Origin of the sequence: Serratia sp. L9 (assembly GCF_050632285.1) — a bacterium.
GTDB lineage: Bacteria > Pseudomonadota > Gammaproteobacteria > Enterobacterales > Enterobacteriaceae > Chania.
The window spans coordinates 2902480-2919457 of sequence record NZ_CP192591.1; the positions used below are offsets into that span (position 1 = coordinate 2902480).

A 16978-nucleotide genomic window follows, 5' to 3' on the forward strand; every position below is an offset into this window, starting at 1 on the left:
GGATTTAGCGCACTGCAGTAAGACGTTCGACAGGGTCCTGTCAATTCCGCTCTCGGCACGTTGTCCGCGGTTGAGGATAGTTAGCGAAAATGGAGAGTTCCGCTTAGTCCATTGGAGTAGCGTATGCAAGGTAAAGCATACATTATTCAATGTGTTAAGTGGTTTCGTAAACGGCCGGCTTTTATCTTTATTCATAATCTCAGTAATGTTTAACTTTACTTTCTTTTATTTATATTTATATGGGTAATAACCATGAATGAAAACAGAATGTTGGGGTTAGCCTATATATCACCCTATATTATAGGGTTGATAATATTTACGGCTTTTCCCTTTGTGTCATCATTCTTGCTCAGTTTTACAGAATATGACCTGATGAATCCTCCGGTATTTAACGGGGTGGAAAACTATCGTTATATGCTGATGGAAGACCATCTTTTCTGGAAATCCATGGGTGTAACCTTTGCCTATGTGTTTCTTACCATCCCAATAAAGCTGGCTTTCGCGCTCGGTATAGCTTTTGTTCTTAATTTTAAACTGCGTGGGATAGGCTTTTTCCGAACGGCTTATTATATTCCTTCCATTCTTGGCAGTAGCGTTGCAATCGCCGTTTTATGGCGTGCATTATTTGCCATCGACGGCCTGTTAAACAGTTTCATCGGTGTTTTTGGCCTGGATCCGATTAACTGGCTGGGTGAACCTTCACTGGCATTGATGTCGGTGACTTTGCTGCGCGTATGGCAGTTTGGCTCGGCCATGGTCATTTTCCTGGCGGCACTGCAAAACGTCCCACAGTCACAATATGAAGCCGCGATGATTGATGGCGCCTCCAAGTGGCAGATGTTTATGAAAGTTACCGTGCCGCTGATTACACCGGTTATTTTCTTCAACTTTATTATGCAGACGACGCAGGCATTCCAGGAGTTTACCGCCCCGTATGTAATAACCGGAGGAGGACCAACGCACTATACCTATCTGTTCTCACTCTATATCTACGATACCGCCTTTAAATATTTTGACATGGGTTATGGCGCAGCGTTGGCGTGGATCCTGTTCCTGGTTGTGGCACTGTTTGCCTCAATCGCCTTTAAATCCTCGAAATACTGGGTCTTCTACTCAGCAGATAAGGGTGGCAAAAATGGCTGATATGCAACAGAACCAACTCCCCATGTCCAGTGCGCAGGAAATCGCTGAACAAGAAGTGAAGCGGACATTACGCAAGGAAAAAATCAACGCCTCTATTCGTTATATTGTGCTGTTGCTGGTGGGCCTGCTCATGCTTTATCCGTTGGTCTGGATGTTCTCTGCGTCGTTCAAGCCGAACCATGAGATCTTCAGTACCTTGGGCCTGTGGCCGGATCACCCCACCTCGGACGGTTTCAAGAATGGGTGGAAAACCGGGACAGAATATAACTTTGGTCACTACATGCTTAATACCTTTAAGTTTGTTATTCCCAAAGTATTACTGACCATTATCTCTTCGACCATTGTGGCCTATGGGTTTGCCCGCTTTGAGATCCCGTGGAAGAAGTTCTGGTTCGCTACCCTGATCACTACCATGCTGCTGCCAAGTACGGTGCTGCTGATCCCGCAATACATCATGTTCCGTGAAATGGGCATGCTGGACAGCTATCTGCCGCTGTATTTACCGCTGGCCTTTGCGACCCAGGGATTCTTCGTCTTTATGTTGATCCAGTTCCTGCGTGGCGTGCCGCGTGATATGGAAGAGGCCGCTCAGATTGATGGCTGTAACTCTTTCCAGGTGCTCTGGTATGTGGTGGTGCCGATCCTCAAGCCAGCAATTATCTCTGTCGCTCTGTTCCAGTTTATGTGGTCGATGAATGACTTTATTGGCCCACTGATTTACGTCTACAGCGTCGATAAATACCCGATTGCGCTGGCGTTGAAAATGTCCATAGACGTCACTGAAGGGGCGCCGTGGAATGAAATTCTGGCTATGGCAAGCATCTCCATCCTGCCGTCTATCATCGTGTTCTTCCTGGCCCAACGCTACTTTGTGCAGGGCGTTACCAGCAGCGGAATTAAAGGTTAATTGAGGATCTATCATGGCTGAAGTCGTATTTAATAATCTGCAGAAAGTTTACAGCAACGGTTACAAGGCCGTTCATGGTATCAATCTGACCATTGCCGACGGCGAGTTTATGGTGATTGTCGGCCCTTCCGGTTGCGCCAAGTCAACCACGTTACGGATGCTGGCCGGGCTTGAAACCATCAGTGGTGGCGAAGTGCGCATTGGCGATCGCGTCGTCAACAATCTGGCCCCGAAATCCCGTGGCATTGCCATGGTGTTCCAGAACTATGCTTTGTATCCGCACATGACGGTGAAAGAGAACCTGGCTTTTGGGCTGAAGCTGAGCAAGCTGCCTAAAGAGCAGATTGAAGAGCAGGTCAACGAAGCGGCCAAGATCCTGGAACTGGGCGAGTTACTGGATCGCTTGCCGCGCCAGCTCTCCGGTGGGCAGGCACAGCGTGTTGCCGTTGGCCGTGCCATCGTGAAAAAGCCGGATGTGTTCCTGTTTGACGAGCCACTGTCCAACCTGGATGCCAAGCTGCGTGCCTCCATGCGTATTCGTATCTCCGATTTGCACAAGCAGCTTAAGAAGAGCGGCAAACCCGCGACAACCGTCTATGTTACCCACGATCAGACCGAAGCCATGACCATGGGCGACCGTATCTGTGTGATGAAGCTAGGCCACATCATGCAGGTTGATACGCCAGACAATCTGTATCACTTCCCGAAAAACATGTTCGTCGCCGGGTTTATCGGCGCACCAGAAATGAACATCAAACCGAGCAAGCTGGTGGAGAAAGACGGCCAGGTGGGCCTGACGGTTGGCAATTACACCTTAACCCTGAACCAGGATCAGCAGGATAAAGTTGCCAGCTTTGTGGGTGAAGAGGTGTTCTTTGGCGTTCGTCCAGAGTTTATCAGCATTTCAGAATCACCTTTTGAAGGGAACCACTCCCAGGGCGAGTTAGTCCGCGTGGAAAACATGGGCCATGAATTCTTTGTCTACCTCAAGGTTAATGACTTTGAACTGACCTGCCGTATTCCGTCCGATGATGTGAAACCTATTCTCAATAATGGTCTGCATCGTCCGGTTTACTTCAAGTTTGACATGAATAAATGCCACATCTTTGACGCGAAAACTGAAAAAAATATCTCTCTATAACAGGAGCTTTAACTAATGAAAAAAATAGTATTGCGCACCCTGATAGCTGCTTCCCTGTCAATGTTTGCCTACCAGTCCGTGGCTGCCGAGCAGGTCGATCTGCGCATGTCCTGGTGGGGAGGTAATGGCCGTCATCAGGTAACGCTGAAAGCGATTGAAGAATTCCAGAAACAGAACCCGAATATCAGGGTTAAATCGGAATATACCGGCTGGGATGGTCACCTTTCGCGCCTGACGACGCAGATTGCCGGTGGTACCGAACCCGATGTGATGCAGACCAACTGGAACTGGCTGCCGATCTTTTCCAAAGACGGGGGTGGTTTCTACGATTTGAACAAGGTGAGTGAGTATCTGGATCTGACCCAGTTTGATCCGAAGGAACTGCAGACCACCACGGTCAACGGCAAACTGAACGGGATCCCGATTTCCGTCACCGCTCGCGTTTTCTATTTTAATGATATCACCTGGAAGAACGCCGGTGTCGATTACCCTAAAAACTGGGATGAACTGCTGGCGGCTGGCAAGACTTTTAATGAGAAACTGGGTGAAAAATACTACCCGGTTGTGCTCGAACATCAGGATACGTTCGCGCTGTTACGCTCTTATATGATCCAAAAACACAACGTTGATATGATCAATGAAGAGCAGAAGAAGTTTGGTTATACCCCAGAACAATGGGTCGAATTCTTCCAGATGTACAAGGATATGGTAGACAGCCATGTCATGCCTTCATCCAAATACTATGCCTCCTTCGGCAAAAGCAATATGTATGAGATGAAGCCGTGGATCGCCGGTGAATGGGCCGGAACCTACATGTGGAACTCCACAATTAACAAATATTCTGACAACTTGAAGCCACCGGCCAAGCTGGACCTGGGCCATTATCCGATGCTGGAAGGTGCGACGGATGCCGGGCTGTTCTTCAAGCCTTCGCAGATGTTCTCAATTGGTAAAAGCAGCAAGCATCCGAAAGAAGCGGCCATGTTGATTAACTTCCTGCTAAACAGCAAAGAAGGGATTGATGCGCTGAAACTGGAGCGTGGTGTGCCGCTGAGTAAAGCCGCCGTAAGCCAACTGCGCGCCAATGGGGTGATCCAGGACAGCGATCCGGCGGTTTCCGGCCTGAATCTGGCGCTGTCATTGCCGCATACCATCAATGCCGTGCCGTACTTTGACGACCCGCAGATCGTGGTACTGTTCCAGGATGCGATTCAGACCATCGATTACGGCAAGAAAACGGTAAAAGAAGCCGCGGAAGATTTCCAACGGCAGGGCGATCGTATTCTCAAGCGTGCGATGAGATAAGGCATGTAATATCCCCGTCATTATATGGCGGGGAATAACCTGAGATAAATATAGAATGGCCACTGCGAATTAAATATTCATCTTTTGGTTTTGCAGTGCCAATAATATTCATCATCAATAGAATAAATAAACAATACCTATTTACAGGGGTGGATTTACTTCGCCTGTGTTTGAGTTGTAAGCATTTTAAATACCTCTAGGGCCCTTTATTCAAGGGTGGATGTCGATTTTAAATTAAAAAATAAGGGTAGGAATAATGAAATTAAAATTACTAACTCTGGTGATAGCTTCTGCAGTTAACTTTAGCGCAATGGCAATGTCTGTTGATTTACGACATGAAATGATGGATACCGCCAAGGGTGATCATAAGAACCGTATGTTGGTTTCCCACCGCTTTGCCAATGGGTTTGGTTTCTCTCTGGAAGCGAAATGGAAGCAGGATTCTTCAGACTCTACGCCGGATAAACCTTTCCATGAGCATGTCAGTAATGGTACTGAAGCGGTTGCGAGCTATCAGTATAAAGTAAATGACGTATTCAATTTACAACCTGGGTTCTCAATAGAATCCAACAGCAATAATAATGGCTATCGGCCTTTCTTACGTACGCAATATAATTTAACCAAAGATGTTTATGTGGCGGCCCGATACCGCTACGAATATAAAAGAACCACCTCGAAAGGTTCTGAGGGTGATGAAAAAACCAACCGTGGTGATTTTTGGATAGGTTATAATTTCCTCAATGATTGGCAGATCGAATATAACTACGTTTATAAACACAGTAACAAGATCATCTTTGATGATGGCAAAACGGATTACGAGCATGATGTCAAGCTGGCCTATAAATGGGATAAAAACTGGAAGCCTTATATCCAGGTAGGTAACGTCAAGCAGGATAGCCATAACGACAATCGCCAGACACGTTATCGTGTCGGGGTTGCCTACAGCTGGTAATCACGCTTTGTTGGGCGGCCGGGAATTCCGCTTGGAAGCGATAACGCATCAGGTGGGTTCCCGGTCTTTCGGCCAGGCCTTAACAGCTACTGCGCCGACACAGCGCCGAGGGTATAGAACCTTCAGGTTGCCAATCCTCTTCATTCATGCGGGCTAACAGCGCTTTACCTGCCTGAATGCCAATCTCTTTGTGTGGCACGGTCATGGTGGTCAGCGGGGGTTGGCAGACCTGGCTGACTTCGCTATTGCCAAAACCCACCACCGCTAACTGATCCGGTACTTTGATCCGGCGCCGCTGGCATTCATACAACGCACCGCAGGCCAACTCATCAGAGGCACAGACCAGGGCATCAAGCTCCGGCCACGCCAAGAGAAACTCCGGCAGTTGCTGGGCCCCGGTGCTGAAACTGGCGGGTTCTGCGGCATTAATGACCCTGTGCGGAGACATATGATTGCGCAATAACGCCTTGTGCCAACCCTGTAAATGCTGTTGGAAAATCCACTGTTCCTGATTGGCGCACAGCAGACCAATGTTCTGGTAACCGCTGGCAATCACCGTTTGTGTCAGTTGGTACATGGCAGCGACGTAATCAATACCAATGTTCATGTCGATTGGATCAGCGCGTATTGCCCCGATCTCCACCACCGGAATATTGGCTGCTTTTAATGCCTGGCGGGTATTTTGCGAATGCTCCACGCTTAACAGCACGGCGGCGGCCAGGTTGTAAGAGAGCAGGGTTTCCAGCAATTGTTCTTCCCGCTCAAGATGATGCTGGGATTCGGCCAACATGATCTGGTATCCCGCCGGTTGCAATACCCGCTGTAATCCGGCAAACATCTCCGCACAGCCGGATTCCGAGAAGCTAGGCACCACCATGGCAACGGTATAAGAAGACGCTGAGGCCAGAGAGCTGGCTGCCAGATTGGGCAGATACCCCAATTCACTGACTGCCGCCTCGATCTTTTCTCTCAGCTTGTCCGAAACCTGTTCAGGTGTCCGCAGCGCCCGTGAAACGGTCATGGAACCCACCCCTGCCAATTGGGCTACGTCAGCCAGCGTGACCCGGCCGGTACTGCGTCGTTTTTTACCGATCGACATTACTAATCCTGCTGAAATGCGCCTTGCGCATAAATGAGCTAATGGACTGAAACCCCTTGCAGGGGTCACTGCTCCGCTTTGCCATACATTCTACCCCGTTCCTTGGGGGAGGGATAAAAAAACTGTGACGCTGACATCAGGTCTGGCGGTTTTGATAGCGCTATCACAGATCTGGATGATAGAACTTTGGTAGCGCTATCTTTGTGATATCAATCACAGTTGAACCGCTTGGCGTTGATTAAAGTTTTAGCATCGCCGGTTTAAGACGCAGAGCCCGGCAAGTGGAGGGCGTGAATTTCACGAATCGGGCCGCGGCTACAGTGGTTTGAAAAATAAAGAACAGGAGGAAGTCATGCTCAACGACTGGCTAAACGCCGATCATATACAACTGTGTGATCGCGTCGCTGACTGGCAGGCCGCGGTGACGCTGAGTGCTCAGCCGCTGTTGCAGCGCGGTATTATTACCGACGATTACCTGAAGGCGATATTTCGCCAGCATCAGGCCCTGGGGCCGTATTTTGTTTTGGCACCCGGTATCGCCATGCCGCATGCCAGGCCGGAGGAGGGGGCCAAAGCTCTGGGTCTTTCATTATTGAAAATTAACCAGGGTGTGCATTTTCATTCTGAAGATAATGATCCGGTGTTCGTGGTGGTGTTGCTCTCTGCCACGGACAGCAGCAGCCATATCGAATTGATATCGCAGTTGGCAGAATTATTTTCAGACAGCGAAGCCATGGAGAGATTGTTCCAGGCAGAAAATAAACAGCAAATCGAGGATATTATTTCCAACTATTAAAGTCTGACGGTTTTATTCGATTTCCAGGTTGATACTCAGCATCTGATAAATATCGGGTGACGCTCCTCTATAAGTAAAATCCAATAGGTGATAATAATGAAAATCATGGCTATTTGTGGTTCTGGGCTGGGCAGCAGTTTTATGGTGGAAATGAACATTAAAAAAGTGCTGAAGAAAATGAATATTGAGGCGGAGGTTGAACACTCCGATCTTTCTTCCGCAACGCCGGGTGCCGCAGATATTTTTGTGATGGCAAAGGATATTGCCAATAGCGCCAGCGTACCAGACAATCAGTTGGTAGTAATCAGTAATATCATCGATATTAATGAACTTGAAGCCAAGCTGCGTGCTTACTTTGAAGCTCACTCCCTTATTTAATCAGACCAGATGGCGAGGTGGATATGTTTATCCAGGAAACGCTTAAATTTGTGGTTGATATATTGAAAGTGCCAGCCGTTCTGGTGGGTGTTATTGCCTTGATTGGTTTGCTGGCGCAGAAGAAATCGTTTTCCGATGTAGTAAAGGGCACGGTTAAAACCATTCTTGGCTTTATTGTGCTGGGGGGCGGCGCCTCGGTATTGGTGGGTTCGCTGAATCCATTGGGCGGCATGTTTGAGCATGCTTTCAATATTCAGGGCATTATCCCCAATAACGAAGCGATCGTGTCGATCGCACTGGAGAAATACGGGGCTTCCACGGCGCTTATCATGGCTTTTGGTATGGTGGCCAACATTGTGGTGGCGCGCTTTACCCGCTTGAAATACATCTTCCTCACTGGCCACCATACTTTTTACATGGCCTGTATGATCGGCATCATCCTTACGGTAGCCGGTTTTGAAGGTGTACAACTGGTGTTCACCGGCGCGCTAACCTTGGGTCTGGTGATGGCGTTCTTCCCGGCAATTGCTCAGCGTTATATGCGTCGCATTACCGGCAATGATGACATCGCCTTTGGGCATTTCGGGACTTTGGGTTACGTGCTTTCCGGCTGGATCGGTTCCCGCGTAGGGAAAAATTCACGTTCCACTGAAGAGATGAACCTGCCTAAGAACCTCAGCTTCCTGCGCGACAGCTCCATTTCTATCTCGATGACCATGATTGTCATCTACCTGATCCTGGCCGTCTGTGCCGGTCAGGACTACGTGGAAAGCCAGCTTAGCGGTGGGCAGAACTATCTGGTCTATTCCATTATACAGGCGATCACTTTCGCTGCGGGGGTGTTCATCATCCTGCAAGGGGTACGCCTGATCCTGGCGGAGATCGTGCCTGCTTTTACCGGTTTTTCTGAAAAACTGGTGCCAAATGCCCGCCCGGCACTGGACTGCCCGGTGGTCTATCCCTACGCCCCTAACGCAGTACTGATTGGTTTTCTGTTCAGCTTCCTCGGTGGGCTGGTCGGTCTGTTCCTGCTGGGGCAAATGAAAATGGTGCTGATCCTGCCGGGCGTGGTACCGCACTTCTTTACCGGCGCTACCGCTGGCGTTTTCGGTAATGCCACCGGAGGCCGTCGTGGGGCCATGCTGGGCGCCTTTGCCAACGGCCTGCTGATCACTTTCCTGCCTGTCTTGTTGCTGCCAGTGCTAGGCGCTCTTGGTTTTGCCAATACCACTTTCTCCGATGCGGACTTTGGCGTGATTGGCATTGTGCTGGGCAATATGGCGCGCTTCCTGACGAAAGAAATGATCATGGTGGTGATCGTCGCCATCTTTGCGCTGCTGGTCGCGCACAACTTTCTGGGCAAACGCAAAAGTGCTCCGGCTACCGATAGCGCAGAGAAATAAGCGAGGAGAGTTTGATGAATAATGTAACAACAGAGATAGGGGAACTGCGGGCATTGGCCCGGGCGATCCGCCTGGAAACGCTGAAAGCGCTGACCGGGCTCGGATTTGGCCACTACGGCGGTTGTATGTCGGTGGTGGAAACGCTGGCAGTGCTGTATGGCGAAGTGATGCGTATCGATCCGGCAGATCCCGATTGGCCGGAGCGTGATTACTTCGTACTGTCGAAAGGCCACGCTGGCCCAGCGCTGTATAGCACTTTGGCGATCAAAGGCTATTTTCCACAAGATCAGTTGCAGACGCTGAACCAGAACGGCACCCGCTTGCCAAGCCATCCGGATCGGTTGCGAACCCGTGGAGTCGATGCCACGACTGGCTCGCTCGGACAGGGCGTATCCATCGCTGCCGGTATGGCGCTGTCACATCAACTGGCGGGGCGGCGTAACCGGGTGTTCTGCATTCTGGGGGATGGCGAGCTTAATGAAGGGCAATGTTGGGAAGCATTCCAGTTTATCGCCCACCACAACCTGCATAACCTGACGCTGTTTATTGATTACAACAAACAGCAGTTGGATGGCACGCTTGATGAAGTGATCAAACCTTTCGATCTGGCCGCCAAGTTCAGTGCTTTTGGCTTTGACGTGCAAGAGGTTCGGGGGGATGACATCGCCGCGATCCGCGATGCGGTATTACCACAACGCAGCGGAGAACAGCGGCCGCTGGTGGTTATTCTCGATAGCATCAAAGGGCAGGGGGTGGCATATCTGGAGAATCTGAAAAACTCGCACCACCTGCGTTTAACGCCGGATGTTCAGGCAGAAATCGAAAAAGCCATTGCCAGTCTGGAGGCCGCTTATGTTTAACGTGGTAACACAGTTGGAAAAAGACGCCATAGAAATGCGTAAGGTCTATGCCGGTATGATCCGCCAGCAGGTTGAGGCCGGTAAACCGGTGATCGCACTGGAAGCCGATCTGATGAGTTCTATGGCGATGGATGGCGTACACCGGGATTATCCGCAACACGTGATTAACTGCGGCATCATGGAGGCCAACGTGATTGGCGTCTCTGCTGGCCTGTCACTCACCGGGCGTGTGCCTTTTGTGCATACCTTTACCGCCTTTGCCAGCCGCCGTTGCTTTGACCAACTGTTTATGTCGCTGGATTATCAGCGTAACAACGTCAAGGTGATCGCCTCCGATGCGGGCGTCAGTGCCTGCCATAACGGTGGCACACATATGTCGTTTGAAGACATGGGGATCGTGCGTGGTCTGGCCCACTCGGTGGTGCTGGAGGTGACCGACGCCACCATGTTTCAGGACATTTTGCAGCAGTTGGTGGAATTGAAAGGGTTCTACTGGGTGCGGACTATTCGTAAACAGGCTACGCGCATTTATCAGGACGGTTCCCGTTTTACTATCGGCAAGGCCAATCTGCTGCGTGATGGCAACGATATCACGCTGATTGCCAATGGCATCATGGTGGCCGAAGCGTTAAGTGCGGCGCAGATGCTGGAACGGGAGGGTATCAGCGCCGCAGTGATTGATATGTTCACTCTCAAGCCAATCGATCGTGACATCATCAAAGCCTATGCCGCCAAAACCGGCCGGATTGTCACCTGTGAAAATCACAGCGTCCATAATGGCCTTGGCTCGGCCGTGGCAGAGGTGCTGGTGGAGGAATACCCGGTCCCGATGCGCCGAGTCGGGGTGAAGGAACGCTATGGCCAAGTGGGTACTCAGGAGTTCTTGCAGCAGGAATATGGCCTGACAGCGGAACATATTCTGGCGGCAGCAAAGCAGTTGCTTGCCGCTCAATAGGCCAAACCCAGGGAGCATACCGCCCCCTGGGTGTTCATTTCCGGTGTTCTCAATCAGCGTGATTCTTCCCGCCCGGCGACAAGTGGACCGGAGCCTGGCATCCGGCAGTCGCATTGCTGCAAAATAAGAAATCCTAACGATAAAGCTTTCAACAACCCACTTTCTGTGACGCGTATTGGTCGCTGCTTTTATGTTCCGGGATTATTGCGGGATTTTTATAAGAAAATACCGAGCCAAGGGGTTGATATAGAATAGCGCTCCCTCTCTGGCAAATACTCAATCAATCGTGGCACCGCAGTAATTTCAGTTTAAGGAATCGACAATATATTTGAATTATCCTGCGGTGTTTGCTGGTGGGTTGCTAACGCCAAATATATTATCCCTCTATTAATCTTTGCTACTGTTTGAATAATAAGCTTAATGATTTCATCTGATGATTAATAAAGGATATTTCTTGCTTCCGCTTGCGATTTTTCATTAAAATCCTTTAAATACAATAACATGAAGTTGGCTCATTCTTGCCTGATTCTCTGGGTTGTAAAGCGGATTAAATGATACCCTGGCTTGAAAACTGGTTTTGCTATTTTGTTCTTTACATTGAAACCTATTTAACTAAAATACAACGGAATTAATTAATGGAGCTTGGCAGCCAACACTGTACCTTGAACAGGTATTGCTGTTTCTATTGGCTGATTTTTGTCTGTGTTAAAACAGCATCTTTCCATTATGACAAGTAGTATTCCCGATCTTTAATTCCAATGCGTACGCCAGGTGTTTTGAAATTAATGATTTTGCAGGGCGTGATTTGGCTTGTCCGATGCTGCAAGTAAAATAGCATCAACCGTGTATAAGGCAATTTGTATCTATAGAATATGGAGTTTCTAATAGTGAAAAAGATTTTGTGTGTCACTACCTTGGTTGCTATGGGGTTAGGTCTGTCTGCTAACGTGCTGGCCGAAGATGGTAAGGTCAACTTCAGAGGGGAGCTCACTACTGACGCTTGCCAGGTCGTTAACAACATGAGTAATCCAGCGCAAGTTGATCTGGGCAAAGTAGCTAAAACGGCATTCCCAACCGTTGGTGCCACTGCGGCTGCCAAAAAATTCACCTTGGTACTGAAAAATTGCCCTCCTGGAGTTAGCGCAGCGACCGTGGCGTTTAACGGTAATGCTGAAAATGGGGATAACCGCGTTCTGGCCCTCACTCAGGAAACTGATGTGGCTACCGGCGTGGGCATTCAGATTTCTGATGTTTCCCAGGCAGTAATGTCTCTGGGTGTACCTTCTCAGGCTTACCCGTTAGTTAGCGTTGTTGATAACAATCTGGACTTCGTGGCGCGTTATGTTTCCACACAAAGTAATGTCACCCCAGGCCCGGCAAACTCTGTTGCGACCTTTGACATCAGCTATCAGTAATCACTAACGTTGTTATAAATACAAAAGCGGCCCGAAAATTCGGACCGCTTTTTTTGGAGCTAACCAGACGCTGATAGAGCCACTGCTGACGCAGTAGCTCCATTTCATCAGGCCTTGGCTGCCTGGGCGTCAGCTTGAGCAGACTGGATCGCCGTCAGTGCTACGGTATAAACGATATCGTCAACCAGAGCACCACGGGACAGATCGTTCACCGGCTTGCGCATGCCTTGCAGCATTGGCCCGATGGACACCAGATCGGCAGAACGTTGCACCGCTTTGTAGGTGGTATTACCGGTGTTCAGATCCGGGAAGATGAACACGGTGGCTTTACCTGCAACCGGTGAATTAGGCGCTTTCGACTTGGCGACATCCGCCATGATTGCGGCGTCATACTGCAGTGGGCCGTCGATGATCAGGTCCGGGCGTTTTTCCTGTGCCAGGCGGGTTGCCTCACGCACTTTCTCAACGTCGCTACCCGCACCGGAATCACCGGTAGAGTAGGAGATCATCGCCACACGCGGCTCGATACCGAATGCGGCTGCGGAATCGGCAGACTGAATAGCGATTTCAGACAGTTGCTCTGCGGTTGGATCCGGGTTGATCGCACAGTCGCCATAAACCAGAACCTGATCCGGCAACAGCATGAAGAATACCGAGGAAACCAAAGAGCTACCCGGTGCGGTTTTGATCAACTGCAGCGGTGGGCGGATGGTATTGGCGGTGGTGTGAACCGCACCGGAAACCAGCCCGTCAACTTCGCCTTTCTCCAGCATCAGAGTGCCGAGAACCACGTTGTCTTCCAGCTGTTCGCGGGCTACCACTTCGGTCATCCCTTTGCTCTTGCGCAGCTCAACCAGGCGCGGTACATAGAGTTCACGCACAGCAACCGGATCGACGATGTCGATGCCCTGGCCCAGCTCAACGCCCTGTGCCGCGGCAACACGTTTAATCTCTTCCGGGTTGCCCAACAGCACGCATTCTGCGATGCCGCGTTCGGCACAGATAGCTGCCGCTTTGACGGTGCGCGGTTCATCGCCTTCCGGCAGGACGATGCGTTTGCCAGCTTTGCGTGCCAGCTCGGTCAACTCATAACGGAATGCCGGTGGGGACAGACGGCGTGAGCGCTCGGAAGTGGCGGTCAGGGAATCGATCCATTCGGTGTTGATGTGGCTTGCCACATAGTTTTGCACTTTCTCGATGCGCTGATGGTCGTCTGAAGGCACTTCAAGGTTGAAGCTCTGCAGGCTCAGCGAGGTCTGCCAGGTGTTGGTGTCGACCATAAACACCGGCAGGCCGGTTTCAAATGCACGCTCACACAGCTTGTTGATTGATGCGTCGATCTCGTAGCCACCGGTCAGCAGCAGGGCACCAATCTCCACGCCGTTCATCGCCGCCAGGCAGGCTGAAACCAGCACGTCTGGACGGTCGGCGGAAGTGACCAGCAGGGAACCTGGGCGGAAATGTTCCAGCATGTGCGGAATGCTGCGCGCACAGAAGGTCACGGATTTCACACGGCGGGTCATGATGTCGCCTTCGTTGACCACTCGCGCCTTCAGGTGGCGGGCCATATCGATGGCACGGGTCGCGATCAGATCGAAGCTCCAAGGTATGCAGCCCAACACCGGCAGCGGGCTGTTGGCAAACAGTTGCGCTGGATCGACGTTGGTCACGCTGGCCTTGGTGGAGTCATCAAAGATTTCAGACAGGTCGGGGCGAGTACGGCCCTGATCGTCCACCGGAGCGTTCAATTTGTTGATGATCACGCCGGTAATGTTTTTGTTCTTACTGCCGCCGAAGCTGGTACGCGCCAGTTCGATACGCTCTTTCAACTGCGCTGGAGAATCGTTACCCAGTGCCAGCACAAAAACGATTTCGGCGTTCAGCGTCTTGGCGATCTCATAGTTCAATGAGTTGGCAAACTGATGTTTGCGGGTTGGCACCAGGCCCTCAATCAAAACCACTTCCGCGTCTTTGGTGTTCTCGTGGTAACGCGCCACGATCTCTTCCATCAGCACGTCTTGCTGGTTAGAGCTTAACAGGCCTTCAACGTAGCTCATACGCAACGGTTCAGCCGCCGTAATGGCGGTGTTGCTGCTGCGGATAATGGTGGTGGTCTGGTCGAGAGAATCGCCGCCGGAACGAGGTTGGGCAATAGGTTTAAATACGCTCAGACGAACGCCTTTCTGCTCCATGGAGCGGATGACACCCAGGCTGACGCTGGTCAGGCCGACGCTGGTGCCGGTGGGGATCAACATAATTGTACGTGACACAGAATAGTCCTCTTCACGGTTTTTCGCCTGCAACGGGTGCGCAGACAAAGACTGGCTCTGAAACAACACCGCCAGCCTTGGCTGACGGTGTGGAGAGCATTAAGCGGTCAGACGGCAAGCGTCTTGCGCGATGACCAACTCTTCGTTGGTCGGGATCACCAGCGCCAGGCGGCTGCCATCTTTGGTGATGTTGCCAGATTTGCCGAAACGGGCTGCCATGTTGCGATCGTGGTCGATCTCAAAGCCCAGCAGGCCCAGTTTGTCCAGTGTCAGTTCACGAACCATCGCTGCGTTCTCACCGATACCGCCGGTGAAGATAACCGCGTCCAGGCGGCCTTCCATCAGGGCGCTGTATGCACCGATGTACTTGGCCAGACGGTGGCAGAACACATCCATTGCACGCTTGGCATCAGCCTTGGTGGCATAGTTGTCTTCAACGTAACGGCAATCGCTGGTGACTTCGGTCAGGCCCAGCAGGCCAGATTCTTTGGTCAGCATCTTGTTGATCTGGTCAACGCTCATGCCCATCGCATCGTGCAGATGGAAGATGATGGCTGGATCGATGTCACCACTACGGGTGCCCATCACCAGGCCTTCCAGCGGGGTCAGGCCCATCGACGTATCAACACATTTGCCGTTGCGAACCGCAGTGACGGACCCGCCGTTACCCAGGTGACAGGTAATGACGTTCACCTCTTCTACCGGCTTGTTCAGCATCTTCGCCGCTTCCTGCGTTACGTAGAAGTGGCTGGTGCCGTGTGCGCCGTAGCGGCGAATGCCGTGGTCGCGGTACAGATTGTATGGCAGGGCATACAGGTAAGATTCTTCCGGCATAGTCTGATGGAACGCGGTATCGAAGACAGCAACGTTTTTATCAGCCAGATTCGGGAAGGATTTCAATGCCTCAGCAATACCGATCAGGTGAGCCGGGTTATGCAGTGGTGCAAAAGGCACCGAATCTTTGATACCCTGCAGCACTTCGTCGTTGATCACGGCAGAAGCCGTGAACTTTTCGCCACCGTGAACGATGCGGTGACCGATAGAGGTCAACTGAGCAGAAAGCTCTGGTTTTTGTGCCAGAATAGTATTAACAATGAAGTTCAGTGCTTCGCTGTGCGCAGCACCGGCACCCAGTGCCGCTTCTTGTTTCGCGCCATCCATTTTCCATTTGATACGGGCTTCAGGAAGATGGAAGCATTCGGCCAGACCTGAGAGATATTCTTCACCGTTGATAGCATCGATGATGGCGAATTTCAGAGAAGAACTGCCGCAGTTAAGGACCAGTACTAGCTTACTCGACATGGAAGTACCTATTAATAGTTCGTGTTGGTATATGGAAGACCCAAAACACATGGTGAATAAATCGTCAATCAAACAACAAGCGTAGCGCATAATGCCGTTGACATTTATGATTAACATCATGTCAGTTAAACAAAGGACACAATGGTGAAAAAACCGTTGATTGCTCGGCGGTTTAAGTAATTTTGCTTGTGGGTTCCCTGACGGATCCAAGTGGCAACCCAACAGGCTGCAACTTGCAGGCAAAAAAGAGAACAGGGCTAAAAGTTGACGGATCTTATGTCATCTTCTACCGGCCACAAGGCCGGCTTAGGATACCGATAGCCTGCAGCAAACACAAAATAAATTTAAAGCTTCAACTTTTTTGTTAGTGTGTTTGTAAGATTATTTTATTTTTCATACGTGAAGTTGAGGTATGCGATGACGAGCAAACCATCCGGTTCCGTAAGCTGGTTTCAGATTTTCCAGCGCGGGCAGCATTACATGAAAACCTGGCCTTTGGACAAACGACTGGCGCCGATTTTCCCTGAGAACCGCGTTGCGCGCGCTACCCGCTTTGCCGTTCGCTTTATGCCCCCATTGGCGATATTTACCCTGACCTGGCAGATTGCCCTCGGTGGGCAGCTTGGTCCGGCGATAGCCACGGCGCTTTTTGCCTGCAGTTTACCCATGCAGGGCCTGTGGTGGCTGGGCCGCCGTTCAGTCACCCCGTTACCGCCTACCTTGTTACAGTGGTTCCAGGATGTGCGTAACAAGCTGGCCGAAGCCGGGCAGGCGGTGGCTCCAGTTGAAGGCACGCCAACCTATCAGGCCTTGGCGGACGTGCTGAAACGTGCCTTCAAGCAGTTGGATAAAACCTTCCTGGACGATCTCTGAGTGTCCTCAGGCCGGTATCTTACCGGCCTGCCATTCCCTCTACCTTTTCAAGCTATTGGCTTAACCATCATGAGCGTCACTGGTTAGGGCAGGTAACAACACAGCAGCTTGAAAGGCAACGGGTTAAACCCCGGTTCAAATCAAAGAAAGGTCTAGTTGTGATTCCACGCCATAATTCA

The 16978-nt window shown here is 50.8% G+C and carries 15 protein-coding genes; 12 read left to right on the top strand and 3 right to left on the bottom strand.

The genetic code is table 11. The features are described 5' to 3' along the window. The first annotated feature begins 252 nt into the window (after positions 1 to 252). The 5 genes from ACQ86O_RS13735 (at position 253) to ACQ86O_RS13755 (ending at position 5448) form a co-directional block, all read left to right on the top strand. Positions 253 to 1143, top strand: coding sequence for a carbohydrate ABC transporter permease (locus ACQ86O_RS13735; protein WP_431221585.1), 891 nt, complete (start codon positions 253 to 255; stop codon positions 1141 to 1143). Further along, positions 1136 to 2050, top strand: coding sequence for a carbohydrate ABC transporter permease (locus ACQ86O_RS13740; protein WP_431221586.1), 915 nt, complete (start codon positions 1136 to 1138; stop codon positions 2048 to 2050). The genes ACQ86O_RS13735 and ACQ86O_RS13740 overlap by 8 nt, the downstream gene beginning before the upstream one ends. A 13-nt stretch (positions 2051 to 2063) precedes the next feature. Further along, complete coding sequence (locus ACQ86O_RS13745) at positions 2064 to 3191, top strand: ABC transporter ATP-binding protein (protein WP_431221587.1); 1128 nt, start codon at positions 2064 to 2066, stop codon at positions 3189 to 3191. A gap of 15 nt (positions 3192 to 3206) precedes the next feature. Next, a complete protein-coding gene (locus ACQ86O_RS13750) occupies positions 3207 to 4496 on the top strand; it encodes an ABC transporter substrate-binding protein (protein WP_431221588.1) in 1290 nt (429 codons plus the stop codon). A gap of 256 nt (positions 4497 to 4752) precedes the next feature. Beyond that, entirely contained in the window at positions 4753 to 5448 is a 696-nt protein-coding gene (locus ACQ86O_RS13755; RefSeq protein ID WP_431221589.1) for an oligogalacturonate-specific porin KdgM family protein, read from the top strand. 79 nt (positions 5449 to 5527) lie between these two features. Here the strand turns inward: ACQ86O_RS13755 and ACQ86O_RS13760 are convergent, their stop codons facing one another. Beyond that, a complete protein-coding gene (locus ACQ86O_RS13760) occupies positions 5528 to 6547 on the bottom strand; it encodes a LacI family DNA-binding transcriptional regulator (RefSeq protein WP_431221590.1) in 1020 nt (339 codons plus the stop codon). 352 nt (positions 6548 to 6899) lie between these two features. Here ACQ86O_RS13760 and ACQ86O_RS13765 point away from each other — a divergent pair, with 352 nt between their 5' ends. From ACQ86O_RS13765 to ACQ86O_RS13790, 6 genes are all read left to right on the top strand, one after another. Then, positions 6900 to 7343, top strand: a complete 444-nt coding sequence (locus ACQ86O_RS13765) for a PTS sugar transporter subunit IIA (RefSeq protein ID WP_431225728.1) — start codon at positions 6900 to 6902, stop codon at positions 7341 to 7343. A 96-nt stretch (positions 7344 to 7439) separates the two neighbouring features. Beyond that, positions 7440 to 7721, top strand: coding sequence for a PTS sugar transporter subunit IIB (locus ACQ86O_RS13770; RefSeq protein WP_431221591.1), 282 nt, complete (start codon positions 7440 to 7442; stop codon positions 7719 to 7721). Between the two features lie 23 nt (positions 7722 to 7744). Further along, positions 7745 to 9124, top strand: coding sequence for a PTS ascorbate transporter subunit IIC (locus ACQ86O_RS13775; RefSeq protein ID WP_431221592.1), 1380 nt, complete (start codon positions 7745 to 7747; stop codon positions 9122 to 9124). 14 nt (positions 9125 to 9138) lie between these two features. Then, on the top strand, positions 9139 to 9984 hold the full coding sequence (locus tag ACQ86O_RS13780; protein WP_431221593.1) for a transketolase: 846 nt from the start codon (positions 9139 to 9141) through the stop codon (positions 9982 to 9984). Then, positions 9977 to 10939 (top strand): transketolase family protein, encoded by a 963-nt coding sequence (locus ACQ86O_RS13785; RefSeq protein WP_431221594.1) that lies wholly within the window; start codon positions 9977 to 9979, stop codon positions 10937 to 10939. The genes ACQ86O_RS13780 and ACQ86O_RS13785 overlap by 8 nt, the downstream gene beginning before the upstream one ends. Before the next feature lie 887 nt (positions 10940 to 11826). Then, complete coding sequence (locus ACQ86O_RS13790; RefSeq protein WP_431221595.1) at positions 11827 to 12354, top strand: fimbrial protein; 528 nt, start codon at positions 11827 to 11829, stop codon at positions 12352 to 12354. 107 nt (positions 12355 to 12461) lie between these two features. On the opposite strand, the gene pta is transcribed toward ACQ86O_RS13790, so the two are convergent. Both pta and ackA read right to left on the bottom strand, forming a co-directional pair. Next, positions 12462 to 14624 carry a phosphate acetyltransferase gene (gene pta / locus ACQ86O_RS13795; RefSeq protein ID WP_431221596.1) on the bottom strand — a complete coding sequence of 721 codons (2163 nt, stop codon included), beginning with the start codon at positions 14622 to 14624 and terminating at the stop codon, positions 12462 to 12464. Between the two features lie 99 nt (positions 14625 to 14723). Continuing rightward, positions 14724 to 15926: an acetate kinase gene (gene ackA, locus ACQ86O_RS13800; RefSeq protein ID WP_431221597.1), complete on the bottom strand. Its 1203-nt coding sequence runs from the start codon at positions 15924 to 15926 to the stop codon at positions 14724 to 14726. A 417-nt stretch (positions 15927 to 16343) separates the two neighbouring features. Between ackA and yfbV the strand changes: the two genes are divergently transcribed. Then, positions 16344 to 16799, top strand: coding sequence for a terminus macrodomain insulation protein YfbV (gene yfbV, locus ACQ86O_RS13805; protein ID WP_431221598.1), 456 nt, complete (start codon positions 16344 to 16346; stop codon positions 16797 to 16799). The last annotated feature ends 179 nt before the right edge of the window (positions 16800 to 16978 follow it).

What these genes read in the sequence shown, in the direction of transcription:
- ACQ86O_RS13755 (WP_431221589.1), top strand. Translation starts at nt 4,753, where the DNA reads ATGAAATTAAAATTACTAACTCTGGTGATAGCTTCTGCAGTTAACTTT.
- ACQ86O_RS13750 (WP_431221588.1), top strand. Translation starts at nt 3,207, where the DNA reads ATGAAAAAAATAGTATTGCGCACCCTGATAGCTGCTTCCCTGTCAATG.
- ACQ86O_RS13785 (WP_431221594.1), top strand. Translation starts at nt 9,977, where the DNA reads ATGTTTAACGTGGTAACACAGTTGGAAAAAGACGCCATAGAAATGCGT.
- ACQ86O_RS13780 (WP_431221593.1), top strand. Translation starts at nt 9,139, where the DNA reads ATGAATAATGTAACAACAGAGATAGGGGAACTGCGGGCATTGGCCCGG.
- ACQ86O_RS13740 (WP_431221586.1), top strand. Translation starts at nt 1,136, where the DNA reads ATGGCTGATATGCAACAGAACCAACTCCCCATGTCCAGTGCGCAGGAA.
- ACQ86O_RS13765 (WP_431225728.1), top strand. Translation starts at nt 6,900, where the DNA reads ATGCTCAACGACTGGCTAAACGCCGATCATATACAACTGTGTGATCGC.
- yfbV (WP_431221598.1), top strand. Translation starts at nt 16,344, where the DNA reads ATGACGAGCAAACCATCCGGTTCCGTAAGCTGGTTTCAGATTTTCCAG.
- ACQ86O_RS13745 (WP_431221587.1), top strand. Translation starts at nt 2,064, where the DNA reads ATGGCTGAAGTCGTATTTAATAATCTGCAGAAAGTTTACAGCAACGGT.
- ACQ86O_RS13735 (WP_431221585.1), top strand. Translation starts at nt 253, where the DNA reads ATGAATGAAAACAGAATGTTGGGGTTAGCCTATATATCACCCTATATT.
- ackA (WP_431221597.1), bottom strand. Translation starts at nt 15,926, where the DNA reads ATGTCGAGTAAGCTAGTACTGGTCCTTAACTGCGGCAGTTCTTCTCTG.
- ACQ86O_RS13760 (WP_431221590.1), bottom strand. Translation starts at nt 6,547, where the DNA reads ATGTCGATCGGTAAAAAACGACGCAGTACCGGCCGGGTCACGCTGGCT.
- ACQ86O_RS13775 (WP_431221592.1), top strand. Translation starts at nt 7,745, where the DNA reads ATGTTTATCCAGGAAACGCTTAAATTTGTGGTTGATATATTGAAAGTG.
- ACQ86O_RS13770 (WP_431221591.1), top strand. Translation starts at nt 7,440, where the DNA reads ATGAAAATCATGGCTATTTGTGGTTCTGGGCTGGGCAGCAGTTTTATG.